Annotated in this window: 15 protein-coding genes; 4 read left to right on the top strand and 11 right to left on the bottom strand. The window is 69.6% G+C overall.

Going from position 1 to position 14,272, the window contains the following annotated elements:
- Window positions 1-31 precede the first annotated feature (31 nt).
- Both AC3WLY_RS01225 and AC3WLY_RS01220 read left to right on the top strand, forming a co-directional pair.
- Window positions 32-484, top strand: a complete 453-nt coding sequence (locus AC3WLY_RS01225; RefSeq protein ID WP_492310116.1) for a hypothetical protein — start codon at window positions 32-34, stop codon at window positions 482-484.
- Window positions 485-586: 102 nt separating this feature from the next.
- Complete coding sequence (locus tag AC3WLY_RS01220; RefSeq protein ID WP_492310115.1) at window positions 587-2,605, top strand: VTT domain-containing protein; 2,019 nt, start codon at window positions 587-589, stop codon at window positions 2,603-2,605.
- 16 nt (window positions 2,606-2,621) lie between these two features.
- Here the strand turns inward: AC3WLY_RS01220 and AC3WLY_RS01215 are convergent, their stop codons facing one another.
- Together AC3WLY_RS01215 and AC3WLY_RS01210 are read right to left on the bottom strand one after the other, a co-directional pair.
- Window positions 2,622-2,951 (bottom strand): helix-turn-helix domain-containing transcriptional regulator, encoded by a 330-nt coding sequence (locus AC3WLY_RS01215; protein WP_175960682.1) that lies wholly within the window; start codon window positions 2,949-2,951, stop codon window positions 2,622-2,624.
- Complete coding sequence (locus tag AC3WLY_RS01210; RefSeq protein WP_175960680.1) at window positions 2,948-3,280, bottom strand: type II toxin-antitoxin system RelE/ParE family toxin; 333 nt, start codon at window positions 3,278-3,280, stop codon at window positions 2,948-2,950. Before AC3WLY_RS01210 ends, AC3WLY_RS01215 begins: the two co-directional genes overlap by 4 nt.
- Window positions 3,281-3,854: 574 nt before the next feature.
- Between AC3WLY_RS01210 and AC3WLY_RS01205 the strand changes: the two genes are divergently transcribed.
- The gene (locus tag AC3WLY_RS01205) at window positions 3,855-4,364 is read left to right on the top strand and encodes a GNAT family N-acetyltransferase (RefSeq protein WP_175960678.1); all 510 of its coding nucleotides are present in this window, start codon (window positions 3,855-3,857) and stop codon (window positions 4,362-4,364) included.
- A gap of 16 nt (window positions 4,365-4,380) precedes the next feature.
- Here the strand turns inward: AC3WLY_RS01205 and AC3WLY_RS01200 are convergent, their stop codons facing one another.
- Both AC3WLY_RS01200 and AC3WLY_RS01195 read right to left on the bottom strand, forming a co-directional pair.
- Window positions 4,381-5,334, bottom strand: coding sequence for a M29 family metallopeptidase (locus AC3WLY_RS01200; protein WP_492310114.1), 954 nt, complete (start codon window positions 5,332-5,334; stop codon window positions 4,381-4,383).
- Window positions 5,335-5,392: 58 nt separating this feature from the next.
- Entirely contained in the window at window positions 5,393-5,515 is a 123-nt protein-coding gene (locus AC3WLY_RS01195) for a hypothetical protein (RefSeq protein WP_006479692.1), read from the bottom strand.
- 481 nt (window positions 5,516-5,996) lie between these two features.
- On the opposite strand from AC3WLY_RS01195, the gene AC3WLY_RS01190 reads away from it, so the two are divergent.
- A complete protein-coding gene (locus tag AC3WLY_RS01190) occupies window positions 5,997-7,247 on the top strand; it encodes a YbfB/YjiJ family MFS transporter (protein WP_492310113.1) in 1,251 nt (416 codons plus the stop codon).
- Between the two features lie 11 nt (window positions 7,248-7,258).
- Here AC3WLY_RS01190 and AC3WLY_RS01185 read toward each other — a convergent pair whose 3' ends face one another.
- Genes AC3WLY_RS01185 through AC3WLY_RS01155 form a run of 7 tightly spaced genes read right to left on the bottom strand, consistent with a single transcriptional unit; the run spans window position 7,259 to window position 14,047 of the window.
- Complete coding sequence (locus AC3WLY_RS01185; protein WP_492310112.1) at window positions 7,259-8,305, bottom strand: ABC transporter substrate-binding protein; 1,047 nt, start codon at window positions 8,303-8,305, stop codon at window positions 7,259-7,261.
- Entirely contained in the window at window positions 8,302-9,453 is a 1,152-nt protein-coding gene (locus AC3WLY_RS01180; protein WP_492310111.1) for an NAD(P)/FAD-dependent oxidoreductase, read from the bottom strand. The genes AC3WLY_RS01185 and AC3WLY_RS01180 overlap by 4 nt, the downstream gene beginning before the upstream one ends.
- Window positions 9,446-10,879, bottom strand: coding sequence for an FAD/NAD(P)-dependent oxidoreductase (locus AC3WLY_RS01175; RefSeq protein WP_492310110.1), 1,434 nt, complete (start codon window positions 10,877-10,879; stop codon window positions 9,446-9,448). Before AC3WLY_RS01175 ends, AC3WLY_RS01180 begins: the two co-directional genes overlap by 8 nt.
- Window positions 10,876-11,223 (bottom strand): (2Fe-2S)-binding protein, encoded by a 348-nt coding sequence (locus AC3WLY_RS01170; protein ID WP_175960668.1) that lies wholly within the window; start codon window positions 11,221-11,223, stop codon window positions 10,876-10,878. Before AC3WLY_RS01170 ends, AC3WLY_RS01175 begins: the two co-directional genes overlap by 4 nt.
- Window positions 11,223-12,017: an ABC transporter permease gene (locus AC3WLY_RS01165; protein WP_310131251.1), complete on the bottom strand. Its 795-nt coding sequence runs from the start codon at window positions 12,015-12,017 to the stop codon at window positions 11,223-11,225. Before AC3WLY_RS01165 ends, AC3WLY_RS01170 begins: the two co-directional genes overlap by 1 nt.
- Window positions 12,014-12,964: an ABC transporter permease gene (locus tag AC3WLY_RS01160; protein WP_034182084.1), complete on the bottom strand. Its 951-nt coding sequence runs from the start codon at window positions 12,962-12,964 to the stop codon at window positions 12,014-12,016. The genes AC3WLY_RS01165 and AC3WLY_RS01160 overlap by 4 nt, the downstream gene beginning before the upstream one ends.
- Entirely contained in the window at window positions 12,965-14,047 is a 1,083-nt protein-coding gene (locus AC3WLY_RS01155; protein ID WP_492310109.1) for an ABC transporter ATP-binding protein, read from the bottom strand. It abuts the gene before it with no gap.
- Window positions 14,048-14,272: the final 225 nt, after the last annotated feature.

Below are 14,272 nucleotides of genomic sequence, written 5' to 3'. Positions count from 1 at the left end.
GATGCCACTGCGCCAACCGAGGAGCGCCGCGATGATCGACCTTGCCGATATCCTTCCGTCCGCACTGCCTGCCGCCGTCGCATGGGCCGAAGCGGAGGCGGCGCGCGGGATCGCGCAGGGCGCGCCGCTGACGCCGGCGCAGGCCGACGACGCGCGCACCGTGGGCGTTGCGCAGCCGGAGCGGATCCGCGTCGTGATCGTCGACCGCATGCCGTTCCCCGAAACGCCTTCGCTGGCCGCGATCGCACGCGACACGGGGCTGCTGTCGCCGGGGACGATCGGGCTCACGCTCGGCCATGCGGTGTACGTGCTGCGCGGGCAAGACACGCGCCGCCTGCTGACCCACGAATTCCGTCACGTGCATCAATTCGAGGCCGCCGGGTCGATCGGCGCGTTTCTCGCGCGCTATCTGCACGAGATCGCGACGGTCGGATACCACGACGCGCCGCTCGAGGCCGATGCGCGGCAGTACGAGTTCGATTGACCTCCGACGCCGGCGCGACCGCGCGCACCTCGCGATGAACGTTCCCCACGCCACTGCCGGCCCGATGTTCGCACACCGGGCCGCACCGTTCGGGAGCGCGCGATGAGCGGCACGATCCACGCGTGGATCGGCGCGATCGGCGCGCATCCGCTGCTCGTGCTGGCGATCGTGTTCTTGACCGCCTGCGCCGAGGCGATCGCGCTGGTCGGCACGGTCGTGCCGGCCGGTGCCGTGATGTTCGCGGCCGGCGCGCTGATCGGCGCGGGCGCGCTCGACGGGTGGACGACGATCGGCGTCGCGGCCGTCGGCGCCGTGGTCGGCGACGGGATCAGCTACGAGCTCGGGCGGCACTATGGCGGGGTGATCCGCAACGCGTGGGCGCGCTTCGGCTACGCGGCCGCTTACGCCCGCGGCGAGGAGTTCGTGCTGCGTCACGGCATCAAGAGCATCGTGCTCGCGCGCTTCCTCGCGCCGGTGCGCGCGGTCGTCCCGGTCGTCGTCGGCTGCGCGACGCTGCCGCGCCGGTCGTTCTATCCGGTCAACGTGATATCGGCACTCGTGTGGGCGCCCGTGCATGTGGCGCCGGGCATCCTGTTCGGCGCATCGGCCGTCCTGGCCGCGGCGATCAGCGTGCGGGTCGCCGCGATCCTGGCGGTCGTCGCCGCGCTGGTCGCGCTGGTGTGGATCGGCGTGCGCGTCGCGTTGCGGCGCGGCTGGCCGCTGCTGCATCGTGCGCTCGTCGAAGTCGTGCACGCCGGTGCGCGCCGCTGGCCGCGGTTCGGCGCGCGGCTGCACGACACGATCGCGCGCGTGCGCCGCCTGCCGGGCGCGGTGCCGGTGCTCGCGCTGCTGTTCGTCGGCTGCGTGTGGCTGTTCGCGGGGCTCGTGCAGGATGTCGTCGCGAACGATCCGCTGATGCAGGCGGACATCGCGTTATACGCGTTCCTGCAGAACCTGCGCACGCCGCCCGTCGATGCCGCGATGAGCGCGCTCGCGGTGCTGCACGGGCACGATACGGGGCTGATCGTCGCGGCCGCGTTTCTCGTCTGGCTGATGATTCATCGCTGCTGGCTGACGTCCGCGTGGTGGCTCGCGACGATCGGCATCGCCGTCGTGCTCGTGCCGGTGTTCGGCGCGGGCGTGCCCGGCGCGACGCCCGCGAGCCTGCCGCCCGGCGCACTGCACGTGCCGCTGCCCGATGCCGATGCCGCGTTCGCGATTCTCGCGAGCAGCGGCCTCGGCTGGGTGCTGGCGCGCGACGGGCCCGCGCGGCGGCGCATCCCGGTCGTGACGGCCGTCGTGCTGTGGATCGTGCTCGGCGGCTTCGCGCGGCTGTACGTCGGCGACACATGGCTGTCGGGTCTGCTCGGCGGCTGGAGCCTCGGGCTGGCGTGGTTCGCGGTGCTCGCCGGCGCTTATGCTTACTGGCGCGTGCACGAGCATGTGCAGCCGAGGGGCGCGCTCGTCGCGGTGGTCGTGGTGCTCGCGACGGCCGGCGTATGGACGGTTCCCGCGCAATGGCAGCTCGACCGCGCGGCGCGCCCGCATGTCGGCGACGTGGTTGCGATGACCGTCGATCAGTGGATGCGCGGCGGGTGGCAGCGCGTGCCGACGCGGCGCACCGAGATCGGCGGCGATCGCGAGGAATATCTGCCGCTGCAATGGAGCGCGACGTCGGACACGCTCGATCGCCATCTCGCGCAGGCCGGCTGGCAGCGCGCGACGCCGTGGTCGCCCGCCACCGCGCTACGCTGGCTGTTGCCGCAGGCGCCGGCCGACACGCTGCCGGTGCTGCCGCGCTACACGCACGGCGAGAGCACGCGCCGCGTGTTCGTCCGCGTCGATCCGGGCCACCCGGAAAGCCGTGTCGTGCTGCGGCTGTGGCGTTATCCGTACGTGCTGCAGGATGCGCTCGGCACGCGGCCGCTGTGGTACGGCGCACTGTATCGCGAGACGCTGCACCGGCCGGCGCGGCTGATGACGATCGTGCGGACGACGCCGATCGACGATGCGGCGGCGATCGCGCAGGCGCTGGCGGTCGAGCCGACGATCGAGCATCCGCCGGCGGGGATGAATGCCGCGCCGGCCGGGGTGCTGCTGGTGTGGATGGTCAGGCCGTGAGCGGGCAGGCGGCCGCTTACGCGTGCGCCGGCTGCGCGGGGACGACGGACAGGCGCAGGCCGACCGTCTTGAGCACCGCGAGCAGGGTTTTCAGCGTCGGGTTGCCGTTGGGGGACAGCGTGCGATACAGCGATTCGCGGCTGATGCCGGCTTCGGCCGCGACGGCGCCGAGCCCGCCGTACGCTTCCGCGACCGTGCGCAGCGCGAGCAGGCCGGCCGCGCGGTTGTCGGGATCGTCGAGCGATTCCATTGCGACGCGCAGATAGGCCACCGCGAGTTCGCGATCGGCGCCGAGTTCGGCGACTTCCGCGTCGTGGTGCGATACCACGCCTTTGAGCTTGTTCATATTTGCCTCCGTTTCCAGTTCGACCAGTGTTCCTTTGCGCGCCTGATGTCGTCGGGCTGACTGCCCTTGTCGCCGCCGGATAGCAGCAGCACCAGTGCACCGCCGTGCCGGCCGAAGTACACGCGATAGCCGGCACCGACATGGATGCGCAGTTCGATCACGCCTTCGCCGACAGGCTCGCAATCGCCGAAGTTGCCCGTCTGCACGCGGCGCAGGCGTTCGCGAATCCGTGCTTGGGCGAGCTTGTCGCGCACGGCGTTCAGCCATTCGGTGAAAGGCTCGCGACCGTCGTCGCGCTGATAGCGAAGCAGTTCGAACTTGGATAGCATTGTAACTTATAAGCTACAAAAAGGGTATTGGAAACGAGGCGATCGCGCGGGCTGCCACGGGTGGTGAGCACAGGCGGCCTGAACGGGGGCGATGCACGCTGCGGATCGCCGGTTCGAGACGGCTGGCCAAGCCCCGGCGTTGCGGCCGAAGCGCATGGTTCGGGGTTTCAGGCAGCGAAGCCTGCTTCCCGGACGACGATCATTCTTTCATCCGGTGCGTACGGCGGCGATTCGGCCGAATGGTCGGTGTCGATGGCGTGATGACGGCGCGTCGCGCGCGGAGTGTCGGGACGCAATGACGCGAACGGCAAAGCCACCGACGCAGGCGCATCGCGTGACCTGCGCGCCGACAGATCCGCCGCGCGCGACGGCCGGCGCCGGCGCGCCTGTCGCGCCGAAGCGGCCGAGCGGCCCGGCCTCGGCGGCCTGTCGGGTTTCCCGCGGGCATTCAGGCGCCGGTACGGCATGCCGCCGCGCGCGTATCGCAGCGGCGTGCTGCGGGACGGCGGTCGTCGATGATTCGCGGTACGATCGATTGCATTCCAGTCGACCATCACTTCACGAGAGAACCCGCATGATCACGCTTCGCCCGATGACCGAGGACGATTTTCCGCGCTTCTGGCCGACCTACCGCGCCATCGTCGCCGCTCAGGAAACCTATGCATTCGATCCCGCGCCGACGCCCGAGGCAGCGCGCGCACTATGGCTCGACGCGCCGCTCTGCACATGGATCGCCGAAGAGGACGGCGTGCTGCTCGGTTCGTACTACCTGAAGGCGAACGCGGCCGGGCCCGGCAATCACGTGTGCAACTGCGGCTACATGGTGAGCGACGCGGCGCGCGGCCGCGGCGTCGCGCGCCTGATGTGCGAGCACTCGCAGCAGGTCGCGCGCGAGCGCGGTTTTCTCGCGATGCAGTTCAACTCGGTGGTCGCGACGAACGAGGTTGCGGTCGCGCTGTGGCAGAAGCTGGGATTCGAGATCGTCGGCCGCCTGCCGCGCGCGTACCGTCACGCGCGGCTCGGGTTCGTCGATTGCTTCGTGATGTTCAAGTGGCTCGGCGACGCGGCGGCCGCCGAAGCCTGAACACGCAGCCGCTTCGTCAGACGGCGAATGCGCCGTCGAACACGATCCGCTCGTCGAGCGCGAGCGTGCCGCGCGCGAAGATCAGGTCGAGGTGGTGGCTGCCGTTTTCGCCGCCGCCGAGCCCGAGATGCAGGCCCGGATGGCGTTCCTCGAATCCTGCATTGCGGCCGTACAGCCCGCGGATCCCGAGGTTCGTGCCGATGCCGAATTCCTCGATCCGCCGGTGATTCGCGTGCCGGTCGAGATAGGTCGAGAAGTCGCGCCGGAAGCCCGCGTCGTCGCTGTCGAAATCGACGATCGTGCTGCTTTCGACATGCAGCGTCGCGAGCCGCTCGACCACCTTGTACTTGATCGCGAACGGCACGGTGCCGAGAAACGTGCCGCTGAACACGACCGAGCCGTTCAGGTCGGTGACGTGCGTCGCGATCTCGCCGGGCACGACGTCGAGATTGCCCATTCCGTCCACGCTCGTCCATTTCTGATCCGGCGCGAGCGAGCCGGTCAGCGTGTTGCCGGCTTCGTCGATGAAGCGGATCTGCGATGCGCGCGCGGCCGCGTCGATCAGCCGGCCGTTGCGTGCCGCGATGTCGTCGAGCGATTCGGCGAATGCTTCGTCGAGATGCGGGCCGTAATCCTTGAACAGTACCGACTTGCCCCAGTGCTCGACGATCGCGGGGCGGATCGCCGCGAGGAACGGCGGCCCGCTCGGCGACGGCGTCGGCAGGCACGACGAGTCGTACAGCAGCACGAACAGGTCGGCGCGATCGAGCGCGGCGGCGATGTCGGCGGGCGGGGTGGTTTCGAGGCAGAGGGTGGTCGCGTCGAGCGAATCGGGCAGGGCGGCAAATGCGCGCAACGCGATGTCGCGGTTGCGGGTGTCGTGGCCGACCAGCAGTTTTCCCGACTCGCCGCGCGCAAGCTTGTCGCGCAGCGCGGGGTGAAAGCCGAGTGCGCGGTGCAGGTTCAGCATGCGTGTCTCCGGAAGCGGCGGAAGGGCCGCGGCCCTTCCGCGAGAACGGGTGGCCCGCTCAGACCGGCCAGAGCGCGGTGCCGAACGGCACCACGGCGTCCTCGACCATCATGTCGACGGCCTCGGGGTGCGTGTCTTCCTGCATCCAGTCGAGCAATTCAATCTGCTGGGTTTCCTGCATGTCAATTCTCCTGTGGTGAACATGAGTGATTCAACATGAAAGCGCACGGCTAAAAGATTGCCGTTCCCCGTCCGGTATTTCGTGAATGCCGGGCGAGTGGCGTCGATATTAGTCTGACGAATTTGCGAATGCAATGCGTAGCAGGATTTTTAGCAAAAGTCTGCTAAACACCGGAAATTCCGGCAGGCGATGCGGGAAAAAGACAGATAAGTCGAATAATGGGATCGACCTGATTTCCCAATTATCGGGATCGCGGCCGGTTAAATGATTTCGGCAATTTTTTAAATCGGAAATGCAATAGCGCCGATCATTTCGAATTGCGTCATTAATGAAAGACGATCGCGCACGGCAACCGCGCGCCTGGCCGGACGCGACGGCGCCGCCGGTTTTCTGGCACCATCTGGCGATCTTGCGCGACGGCCACGGCCGCGCGCGCCGCTGCCCCGGCGGCACGACTCGAACAACGATGGAGGCAAACCCGATGCCCACAGCGCTGCAACCGGAGCGTGCCGGCCCGTCGCGGCCGGATGCCGGCGCGACCGACCCCGACCGCATGGCCGCGTGGCGGCTCGCGATCTGCCTGTCGCTCGGCAGCGCGATCGCGCTCGGCCTCGCGCGCTTTTCGTATGCGTTGCTGCTGCCGCCGATGAAGGCCGATCTCGGCTGGACGTTCGCGCAGGCCGGCGCGCTGAATACGGCAAACGCGGCCGGCTACCTGATCGGCGCGCTCGCGTTTCCGTTGCTGTCGCGGCGCTGGCGCGCGGGCACGCTGCTCGCGGCCGGCTGCGCGCTGACCGCGTTGCTGATGGCCGCGTGCGGGTTCACGTCGAACATGCACGCGCTGCTCGTGCAACGACTCGCGACGGGCGTCGGCAGCGCACTGATCTTCATCAGCGGCGGCGTGCTGGCCGCGCGGCTCGCGTCGGCGTCGCCGCGCGATGCAGGGCTGCTGCTCGGTCTCTATTACGGCGGCACGGGGTGGGGCATCGTCGCGTCGTCGCTGCTCGTACCGGCCACGCTTACGCATGGCACGCACGGCTGGCAGCCCGCATGGTTTGCGCTCGCGTTCGCGTGCGTGCTGTTCTCGGCGGTGGCCGTGTCGGCCGCGCGTCGTATCGAGCGCGAGCATGCGGTACACGCCGCGCCGCGCGCCAGCGCGCTGGAGGCCGTCACCGCGAGCCCCGCCCGCTTCGCGCTCGCGCTGGCCGGCTACGGCCTGTTCGGCGTCGGTTATATCGGCTACATGACGTTCATCGTCGCGCTGCTGCGCGGCGCGGGGATGAGCGGCACGGTGGTATCGGCGTTCTACGTGATGCTCGGCGTCGCGACCGTCGTCTCGGCGCGATTGTGGTCGCGCTTGCTCGACCGGATGCGCGGCGGCCAGGCGCTGGCCGTGCTCAACGCGCTGCTCGGCATCGCGACGCTGATGCCCGCGATGTTCGTGCATCCGGCCGCCGCGTTCGCGTCGGGCGTGCTGTTCGGCGCGACGTTCCTGTCGGCCGTCGCATCGACGACCGCGTTCGTTCGGCACAACCTGCCGCCCGACGGTTGGGCGAAAGGGATCAGCGCGTTCACGACGGTCTTCGCGTTCGGTCAGATCGCCGGGCCCGTCGCGATCGGCTGGGTGTCGGACAGCGCGGGGCTCGCGCGCGGGCTCGTGTATTCGGCGCTGACGCTGTTCGCGGGCGCCGCGCTCGCGGCCGGGCAGCGCGCGTTGCGGGCCGCCGCGTAGTCAGGCGAAGGTCACCGCTCGATCTGCCGGTTCCAACGCGTATCCCACTGCGCGCGGCGCGCGTTGATCGCGGTCCAGTCGACCACCGTCACCTTGCGCACCAGGTCGTCGACATTGCCGAGGCTCTGCTGCATCGCGGCGGGCATCTTCGCGAGACGGTTGGTCGGGATCTGCTTGCCGGCCTCGGCGGCCTTCGTCTGCGCGGGCGCGGACAGCAGGAACTGCGCGAGCTTCTGCGCAAGCTGCGGATCGGGATTGTTCGCGACCACGCACAGGTCGACGAGCAGCAGCACCGGGCCTTCCTTCGGGGTTGCATACGCGACCGGAATGCCCTTGTCCTGCAGGTCGCCGACGCCCGTCGGCGTGAGCGGGAACAGGCCGGCTTCGCCGGTCTGCACCATCTCGGAGATCTTCGCCGAGTTCGGGATGTACTCGACGACGTTCGGCCCGACCATGCTCGCCCACTTGCTGAAGCCGGGCTCGACGTTCTGCTCGCTGCCGCCGAGCAGCCGGTTGATCGCGAGGAAGCCGTGCAGCCCGAACGTACTGCTCGACGCCGACTGGAACACGACCTTGCCCTTGAATTTCGGATCGGCGAAATCCATCCACGACGTCGGCGGCGCCCAGCCTTTCTCCGCGAACAGCTTCTTGTTGTACGCGATGCCGGTCATGCCGAGCTGCACGCCCGCGCCGACGTCGTCCTTCATCCGCGCGAACGGGTACAGCTCCTTCAGCACCGGCGAATCGTCGAGCTTCTGGCACACGCCGAGACTGACTGCACGCGCCATCACGCCGTCGTCGAGGAACGCGACGTGGATCTGCGGCTTGTTGCGGTTCGCAAGCAGCTTCGCGAGCACGTCCGACGACGTGCCGGGCACGACGACGACCTTCACGTTGTTCGCCTTCTCGAACTCGGGCAGCACCTGGCTCGTATAGGCCTTTTCCATCGGCCCGCCGTTCATGCCGATGTAGATCGTCTTCGTTTGCGCGAACGCGGGCGCGCTGGCGCCCGCGATGCAGAGTGCGGCTGAAGCCGCGATCGTACCGAGCAGTTTCATCGAGAGGTCTCCTCTTGGGGGAAAGGGGCGGTCGGCGCGGCTTGGCGGAAGAAGCGGCCGATCGAGAATGCATCGAGTGGCGTGGCGGTTTCGCCGATCGTCACGAGATCGGCGAGCACGTCGCCGACACCGGGCGCGAGCAGGAATCCGCCGCCGGAAAAACCGAACGCATGCAGCAGGTTCGGCGTCGTGCGGCTCGCGCCGATGATCGGGTTGTGGTCGGGCGTGCAGCCTTCGACGCCGCTCCACGTGCGGATCAGCAGCGCGTCGCGCAGCGCGGGCAGCAGCGTGCACGCGTCGCGCATCACCGCGCGCGTCGTATCGACCGAAGGCTGGCCGAATTCGCCGTCGCCGCGGCCGCGCCCGCCGCCGATCACGCAATTGCCGCGCGCGACCTGCCGCGCGTACACGCCGCCGCCGTACACGCCGAGGTTGTGCGCGATGAACGGCGGCAGCGGTTCGGTCACCCACATGTTCGGGTAGATCGGCTCCATCGGCACGGCTTCGCCGAAGCGCTCGGCGATCGTGTTCGCCCATGCGCCGGCCGAATTGATCAGCCACGTCGCGGTGCATGCGCGGCCACCCGCGTGAATGTGGAAGCGCGTGCCGTCGTGCCGGACGTCGTCGACCGGCGTGTGCTCGAACACGTCCGCGCCCGCCGCGCGGGCCGCGCGTGCGAACGCGGGCGACACGAGGCGCGGGTTTGCATGGCCGTCGGTTTCGCACAGCGAGCCGCCGAGCGCCGCGCGGCCGAGCCACGGATAACGGCGGCGGAACGCGTCGCCGCGCATCACCCGCAGCGGCAGGCCGTGCTCGCCGGCAAGCGCGGCGTACGCGTCGAGCGCGTCGAGATCGGCGTCGCTGCGCGCGAGCCGCAAGTGCCCCGATACGACGAATTCGCCGTCGATGCCGATCAGCTCGGGCAGGCGATCCCAGATGCGCCGCGCGCGCAGCGCGAGCGGCAATTGCTCGGCGGGGCGGCCCTGGCAGCGCACGCCGCCGTAGTTCACGCCGCTCGCCTGCGCGCCGCAGTCGCGCCGCTCGAACAGCCCGACGCGCAGGCCGCGCAGCGTCAGTGCAAGCGCGGCCGATGCGCCGACGAGGCCGCCGCCGACGATCGCGACGTCGTAATGCCGGTTCTCACTCATCGCGCGCCTCGTCGGGAATCGTCGCGACGTCGTCGCCAGCGAGCGCGGCCGAGATCGGGAACGGCTTCACGGGCGGTTGCGCGCGCAACCGGCCGACGTCGGCGAGTGGCCGGCCGGTTTCGGCGGCCAGCACGAGTGCGGCCGCGTCGCCGCACATGCGCCCCTGGCAGCGGCCCATCCCGACGCGCGTCAACGCTTTCAGCCGGTTGAGTTCGGTCGCTGCGCCGCCACGGATGCAGCGGCGCAGCGTGCCCGCGTCGATCTCCTCGCAGCGGCACACGATCGTGTCGTCGGGGCAGCGCGCGGCCTGCTCGACGGGCGGCGCGAATGCCGCTTCGAGGCTCGCGCGGAATGCGCCAATGCGGGCGAGCGTGCGTTCGAGTGTCGCCGCGTCAGGCTTGCCGGACGGCGATGGCAACGCAATGTCGGCATCGTCGAGCAACGCAAGCGCCGCGCGCCGGCCCGACGCTTCGGCCGCGTCGGCGCCCGCGATGCCCGCACCGTCGCCCGCGACGTAAATGCCGCGCACCGACGTGCGGCCGGCCGCGTCGTGCTCGGGCAGCCATGCGCGGTTGACCGGATCGAACCCGAACCGGCAGCCGGCGAGATCGGCGAGCTGCGTTTCCGAACGCAGGCCGAAGCCGAGGCCGAGCGCGTCGCAATCGAGCACGCGCGGCTGCGCATCGTCACCGGCCGCGCGCCACGCGAGCCCCGTTACATGTTGTTCGCCGAGCACGCGTTCGAGCGTGATACCCGTTTCGATCGCGACGCCATGCGCGCGCAGCCAGCCAATGTAATAGAGCCCTTTCGCGAAGGTCGACGGCATGCGCAGCAGCGCGGGCGCGGCGGCGGCCTGGCGGCGCAGCGGGCTCGTGTCGAGCACGGCCGCGACCTGCGCGCCGGCTTTCGCATACTGGTACGCGACAAGATAAAGCAACGGCCCCGTGCCTGCGAACACGATGCGCCGGCCGATCGCGCAGCCCTGCGCCTTCAGCGCGACCTGCGCGCCGCCGAGCGTATAGACACCCGCGAGCGTCCAGCCCGGCACGGGCAGCATGCGGTCGGTCGCGCCGCTCGCGACGATCAGGTGCGAGTACGGCACGGTAATTTCGCGCCCGTCCTGCAGCGTATCGACGCGGCCCGCGCCGCATGCCCACGCGAGCGTGTTCGGCCGGTAGTCGACGTGCGGCAGCAGCGCGGCCATCGTCCGGTGCACGGCGTCGGCCTTCGCGGCTTCGAATCCGTACAGCGTGCGCTTGCCGCGCGCGAAGCCGCCGTCGACTGGCGGTTGACGATAGATCTGCCCGCCCCAGCGCGCGTTCTCGTCGATCACGACAGGGCGCAGCCCCGCGTCGACCAGCGCCTCGGCCGCGCGCACGCCGGCCGGCCCCGCGCCGACAATGACCGGTTGCAGTGCGTCGCTCATTGCGTGTCTCCGGTCGCGGCCGGTTGAACGGCGGTGAGAATCCGCATGCCTTCGACGATCGGCGTCGAGCATGCGCGCACGCGCGCGCCGGCCTCGGTGCGCACCCAGCAGTCCTGGCATGCGCCGATCAGGCAGAAACCCGCGCGCGGCTGGCCGCTGAATTCGCTGACGCGCACGCGGCGCTGCGCGACGAGGATCGCGGTGAGCACGGTGTCGCCGGCGAGCGCGTGCGCGGGGCGGCCGTCGAGCGTGAACGCAACGGCGGCGCGCTCGCGTTCGGCGACGCGCACGAACTGCGCGCCGTCGGCCGGATCGTTTTTGGAGCGGGAAACGGGAGTCGACATCAGTGTTGACCGATCAGGATGCGGTTCAGGCCGTACACGCGATCGAGCAGCAGCATCGCGCCGGCGGTGATGAAGATGACGAGCGCTGACACCGACGCCATCATCGGGTCGATCGATTCGGTCGCGTACATGTACATGCGCACGGGCAGCGTGACCGTCTGCGGCGACGTGACGAAGATCGACATCGTCAGCTCGTCGAAGCTGTTGATGAACGCGAGCAGCCAGCCGCCCGTGATGCCGGGCACGATCATCGGCAGCGTGATGCGGCGCAACGTCGTCCACGGGTCCGCGCCGAGCGAGCACGCGGCCTGCTCGATGCTGCGGTCGAGGCCTGCGACGGACGCGAGCACGAGCCGCATCACGAACGGCGTGATGACGATCATGTGCGCGAGCACGAGCCACGCGAACGAGCCGGTCGCGCCGATCAGCGCGAAGAAGCGCAGCAGCGCGATGCCGAGCACGAGGCCGGGGATCACCAGCGGCGACAGCAGCAGCCCGTTCAGGAACGCGCGGCCGGGAAACGCCGCGCGGCCGATCGCAAGGCCCGCCGGCAAACCGATCGCGAGCGACAGCGTCGCCGACGCGAACGCGAGCTTCAGGCTGTTGAAGAACGCGGTGACGAAGTCGGGATAGTCGAGGATCGCGCGGAACCAGCGCAGCGACAGCCCGTGGGTCGGCAGCGTCAGCGTTTCGTCGGGCGTGAACGCGACCAGCACGACGATCGCGAGCGGCGCGAGCACGAACAGCATCACGAGCGTGTGGAACGCGAGGGCGAAGGGGCCGTTCTTTCTCATCGGGATGCGCCTCCGAGGCTGCGTGCGTAGCGGCGTTCGAGCACGCGGTAGTAGGTGAGCATCACGACGAGGTTCGCGACCAGCAGCAGCACCGCGATCGTCGCGCCGAGCGGCCAGTTCAGCGAGCCGAGGAATTCGTCGTAGACGGCCGTGGCCGCGACCTTCAGCCGGCGTCCGCCGAGCAGGCCCGGAATCGCGAACGCGCTCGCCGATAGTCCGAACACCATCAGGCTGCCCGACAGCACGCCCGGCATCAGCTGCGGCAGCACGATGCGGCGCAGCGTCGTGAACGGCGACGCGCCGAGCGACAGCGCCGCGTGCTCGGTCTGCGGATCGAGCCGCTGCAGTGCGGTCCACACCGGAATCACCATGAACGGCAGCATCACGTGCACCAGCGCGATCACGATCGCGAAGGTCGTGTATTCGAGCTTGTACGGCCCGAGGCCGGCGAGCCCGAGCGCCTGGTTCACGAGCCCGCTCGTGTTCAGCAGCATGCTCCAGCCGAACGCGCGCACGACCACCGACACGAGCAGCGGCGCGAGGATGGCGAGCAGGAACAGCGAGCGCCACGGGTCGCGCATTTTCGACAGCACGTACGCTTCCGGCGTGCCGATCGCGACGCAGATCGCGGTCGTCAGCGCAGCGATGCCGAACGTGCGCGCGAAGATCGTGTGGAAGTACGACGAGCCGAGCACTTCCGCGTAGTTGCCGAACTGGAGCGCGGCGATCGGCCCGGTGGCCGGGTCGTAGCGGTAGAACGTCAGCACGAACGTCATCGCGAGCGGCACGAGCACGAGCGCGGCGAACAGCACGAACGCGGGCGCGCACATCAGCCACAGCGGCGCATGCGCGCGCCACGTTGCGCGCACCGACGTACGCGGCGCACGGCGGGCGACGGCGAGGGCCGGCGCGCCGTCGGCGGGCAGCGGGCGGGAGGGCTGTCGCATTCAGGCCTCCCGGCGCATCACGCGCACCGCGTCGCTGTGCCAGTCGATGCCGACCGGCGCGCCTTCCGCGAGCGGCTCCGCGCCTTCGTTCTGGCAGCACACGAGCACTTCGCCGAGCGCGCTGTCGACGCGGTACAGCCACTGGCTGCCGAGGAAGAAGCGGCTCGTGACGGTCGCGGCGAAGCGGCCCGCATCGGGCGCGCACAGCCGCAGCTTCTCGGGACGGATGCAGACCGACACCGCATCGCCGACGCGCATGTCGCGCTCGCGCGGCGGCAGGTGCGCGGTGCGCCCGGTTTCGGCGAGGTCGTGCCCGAGGTCGATGCGGATCGCGTCGCCGTCGTGCGCGACGACGGTGCCGGGCAGCAGGTTCGCCTTGCCGATGAACTGCGACACGAAGCGGTTCTCCGGGCGCTCGTAGGCCTGGTACGGCGTGTCGATCTGCGTGACGCGGCCGGCTTCCATCACGACCACGCGATCGCTGATCGACAGTGCTTCCGATTGATCGTGCGTGACCATGATCGTCGTCGTGCCGATCTTGCGCTGGATCGCGCGCAGTTCGAACTGCATGTCCTCGCGCAGCTTCGCGTCGAGGTTCGACATCGGTTCGTCGAGCAGCAGCACCGGCGGCTCGATCACGACCGCGCGCGCGATCGCGACGCGCTGCCGCTGGCCGCCCGACAGCTCGCGCGGAAAGCGGTGCGCGAGCGTATCGAGGCGCACGAGCGCGAGCGCCGCGCGGATGCGCTCCGCGCGCTCGGCCTTGTCGACGCCGCGCATGTCGAGGCCGAAGCCGACGTTCTCCGCGACGCTCATGTGCGGAAACAGCGCATAGCTCTGGAACACGATGCCGAGCCCGCGGTGGTTCGGCTTCAGGTGCGTGATGTCCTGCCCGTCGAGCGCGATGCGGCCGCGCGTGACGTCGACGAAGCCGGCGATCATCTGCAGCGTGGTGGTCTTGCCGCAGCCCGACGGCCCGAGCAGCGACACGAATTCGCCTTGTTCGACCGACAGGTTGACGTCGGCGACGGCGGTGAGCTCGCCGAAGGTTTTCGTCAGATCCGTAAGCGTGAGAAACGACATGGGGAGCTCCGGGTTCGCACACCGCGTAGCCGGTGCGCCGATGACGCGGACTCTAGCCAGCCATATTTCGGAGCGTCAATTTCGAATTCTGCTGAACGGGATGAATTTCGAAAAAATTCCGGTGAACGGAACGGATCGACGTATCGCGCGCAAATCGTTCCGATGGATGAAGGGTGGCCGGGCCGCGAAACGCGCGCGTCAATCCCGTGCACACCCGGATGCCCG

The sequence above is a fragment of the Burkholderia sp. FW306-1C-G01B genome (assembly GCF_058781685.1).
This window is presented reverse-complemented; position numbering and strand designations above follow the sequence as displayed.

Bases quoted from the DNA above. Each gene is read 5' to 3' on its own strand.
- AC3WLY_RS01225 (WP_492310116.1), top strand. From the start codon at position 32: ATGATCGACCTTGCCGATATCCTTCCGTCCGCACTGCCTGCCGCCGTC.
- AC3WLY_RS01220 (WP_492310115.1), top strand. From the start codon at position 587: ATGAGCGGCACGATCCACGCGTGGATCGGCGCGATCGGCGCGCATCCG.
- AC3WLY_RS01215 (WP_175960682.1), bottom strand. From the start codon at position 2,951: ATGAACAAGCTCAAAGGCGTGGTATCGCACCACGACGCGGAAGTCGCC.
- AC3WLY_RS01210 (WP_175960680.1), bottom strand. From the start codon at position 3,280: ATGCTATCCAAGTTCGAACTGCTTCGCTATCAGCGCGACGACGGTCGC.
- AC3WLY_RS01205 (WP_175960678.1), top strand. From the start codon at position 3,855: ATGATCACGCTTCGCCCGATGACCGAGGACGATTTTCCGCGCTTCTGG.
- AC3WLY_RS01200 (WP_492310114.1), bottom strand. From the start codon at position 5,334: ATGCTGAACCTGCACCGCGCACTCGGCTTTCACCCCGCGCTGCGCGAC.
- AC3WLY_RS01195 (WP_006479692.1), bottom strand. From the start codon at position 5,515: ATGCAGGAAACCCAGCAGATTGAATTGCTCGACTGGATGCAGGAAGAC.
- AC3WLY_RS01190 (WP_492310113.1), top strand. From the start codon at position 5,997: ATGCCCACAGCGCTGCAACCGGAGCGTGCCGGCCCGTCGCGGCCGGAT.
- AC3WLY_RS01185 (WP_492310112.1), bottom strand. From the start codon at position 8,305: ATGAAACTGCTCGGTACGATCGCGGCTTCAGCCGCACTCTGCATCGCG.
- AC3WLY_RS01180 (WP_492310111.1), bottom strand. From the start codon at position 9,453: ATGAGTGAGAACCGGCATTACGACGTCGCGATCGTCGGCGGCGGCCTC.
- AC3WLY_RS01175 (WP_492310110.1), bottom strand. From the start codon at position 10,879: ATGAGCGACGCACTGCAACCGGTCATTGTCGGCGCGGGGCCGGCCGGC.
- AC3WLY_RS01170 (WP_175960668.1), bottom strand. From the start codon at position 11,223: ATGTCGACTCCCGTTTCCCGCTCCAAAAACGATCCGGCCGACGGCGCG.
- AC3WLY_RS01165 (WP_310131251.1), bottom strand. From the start codon at position 12,017: ATGAGAAAGAACGGCCCCTTCGCCCTCGCGTTCCACACGCTCGTGATG.
- AC3WLY_RS01160 (WP_034182084.1), bottom strand. From the start codon at position 12,964: ATGCGACAGCCCTCCCGCCCGCTGCCCGCCGACGGCGCGCCGGCCCTC.
- AC3WLY_RS01155 (WP_492310109.1), bottom strand. From the start codon at position 14,047: ATGTCGTTTCTCACGCTTACGGATCTGACGAAAACCTTCGGCGAGCTC.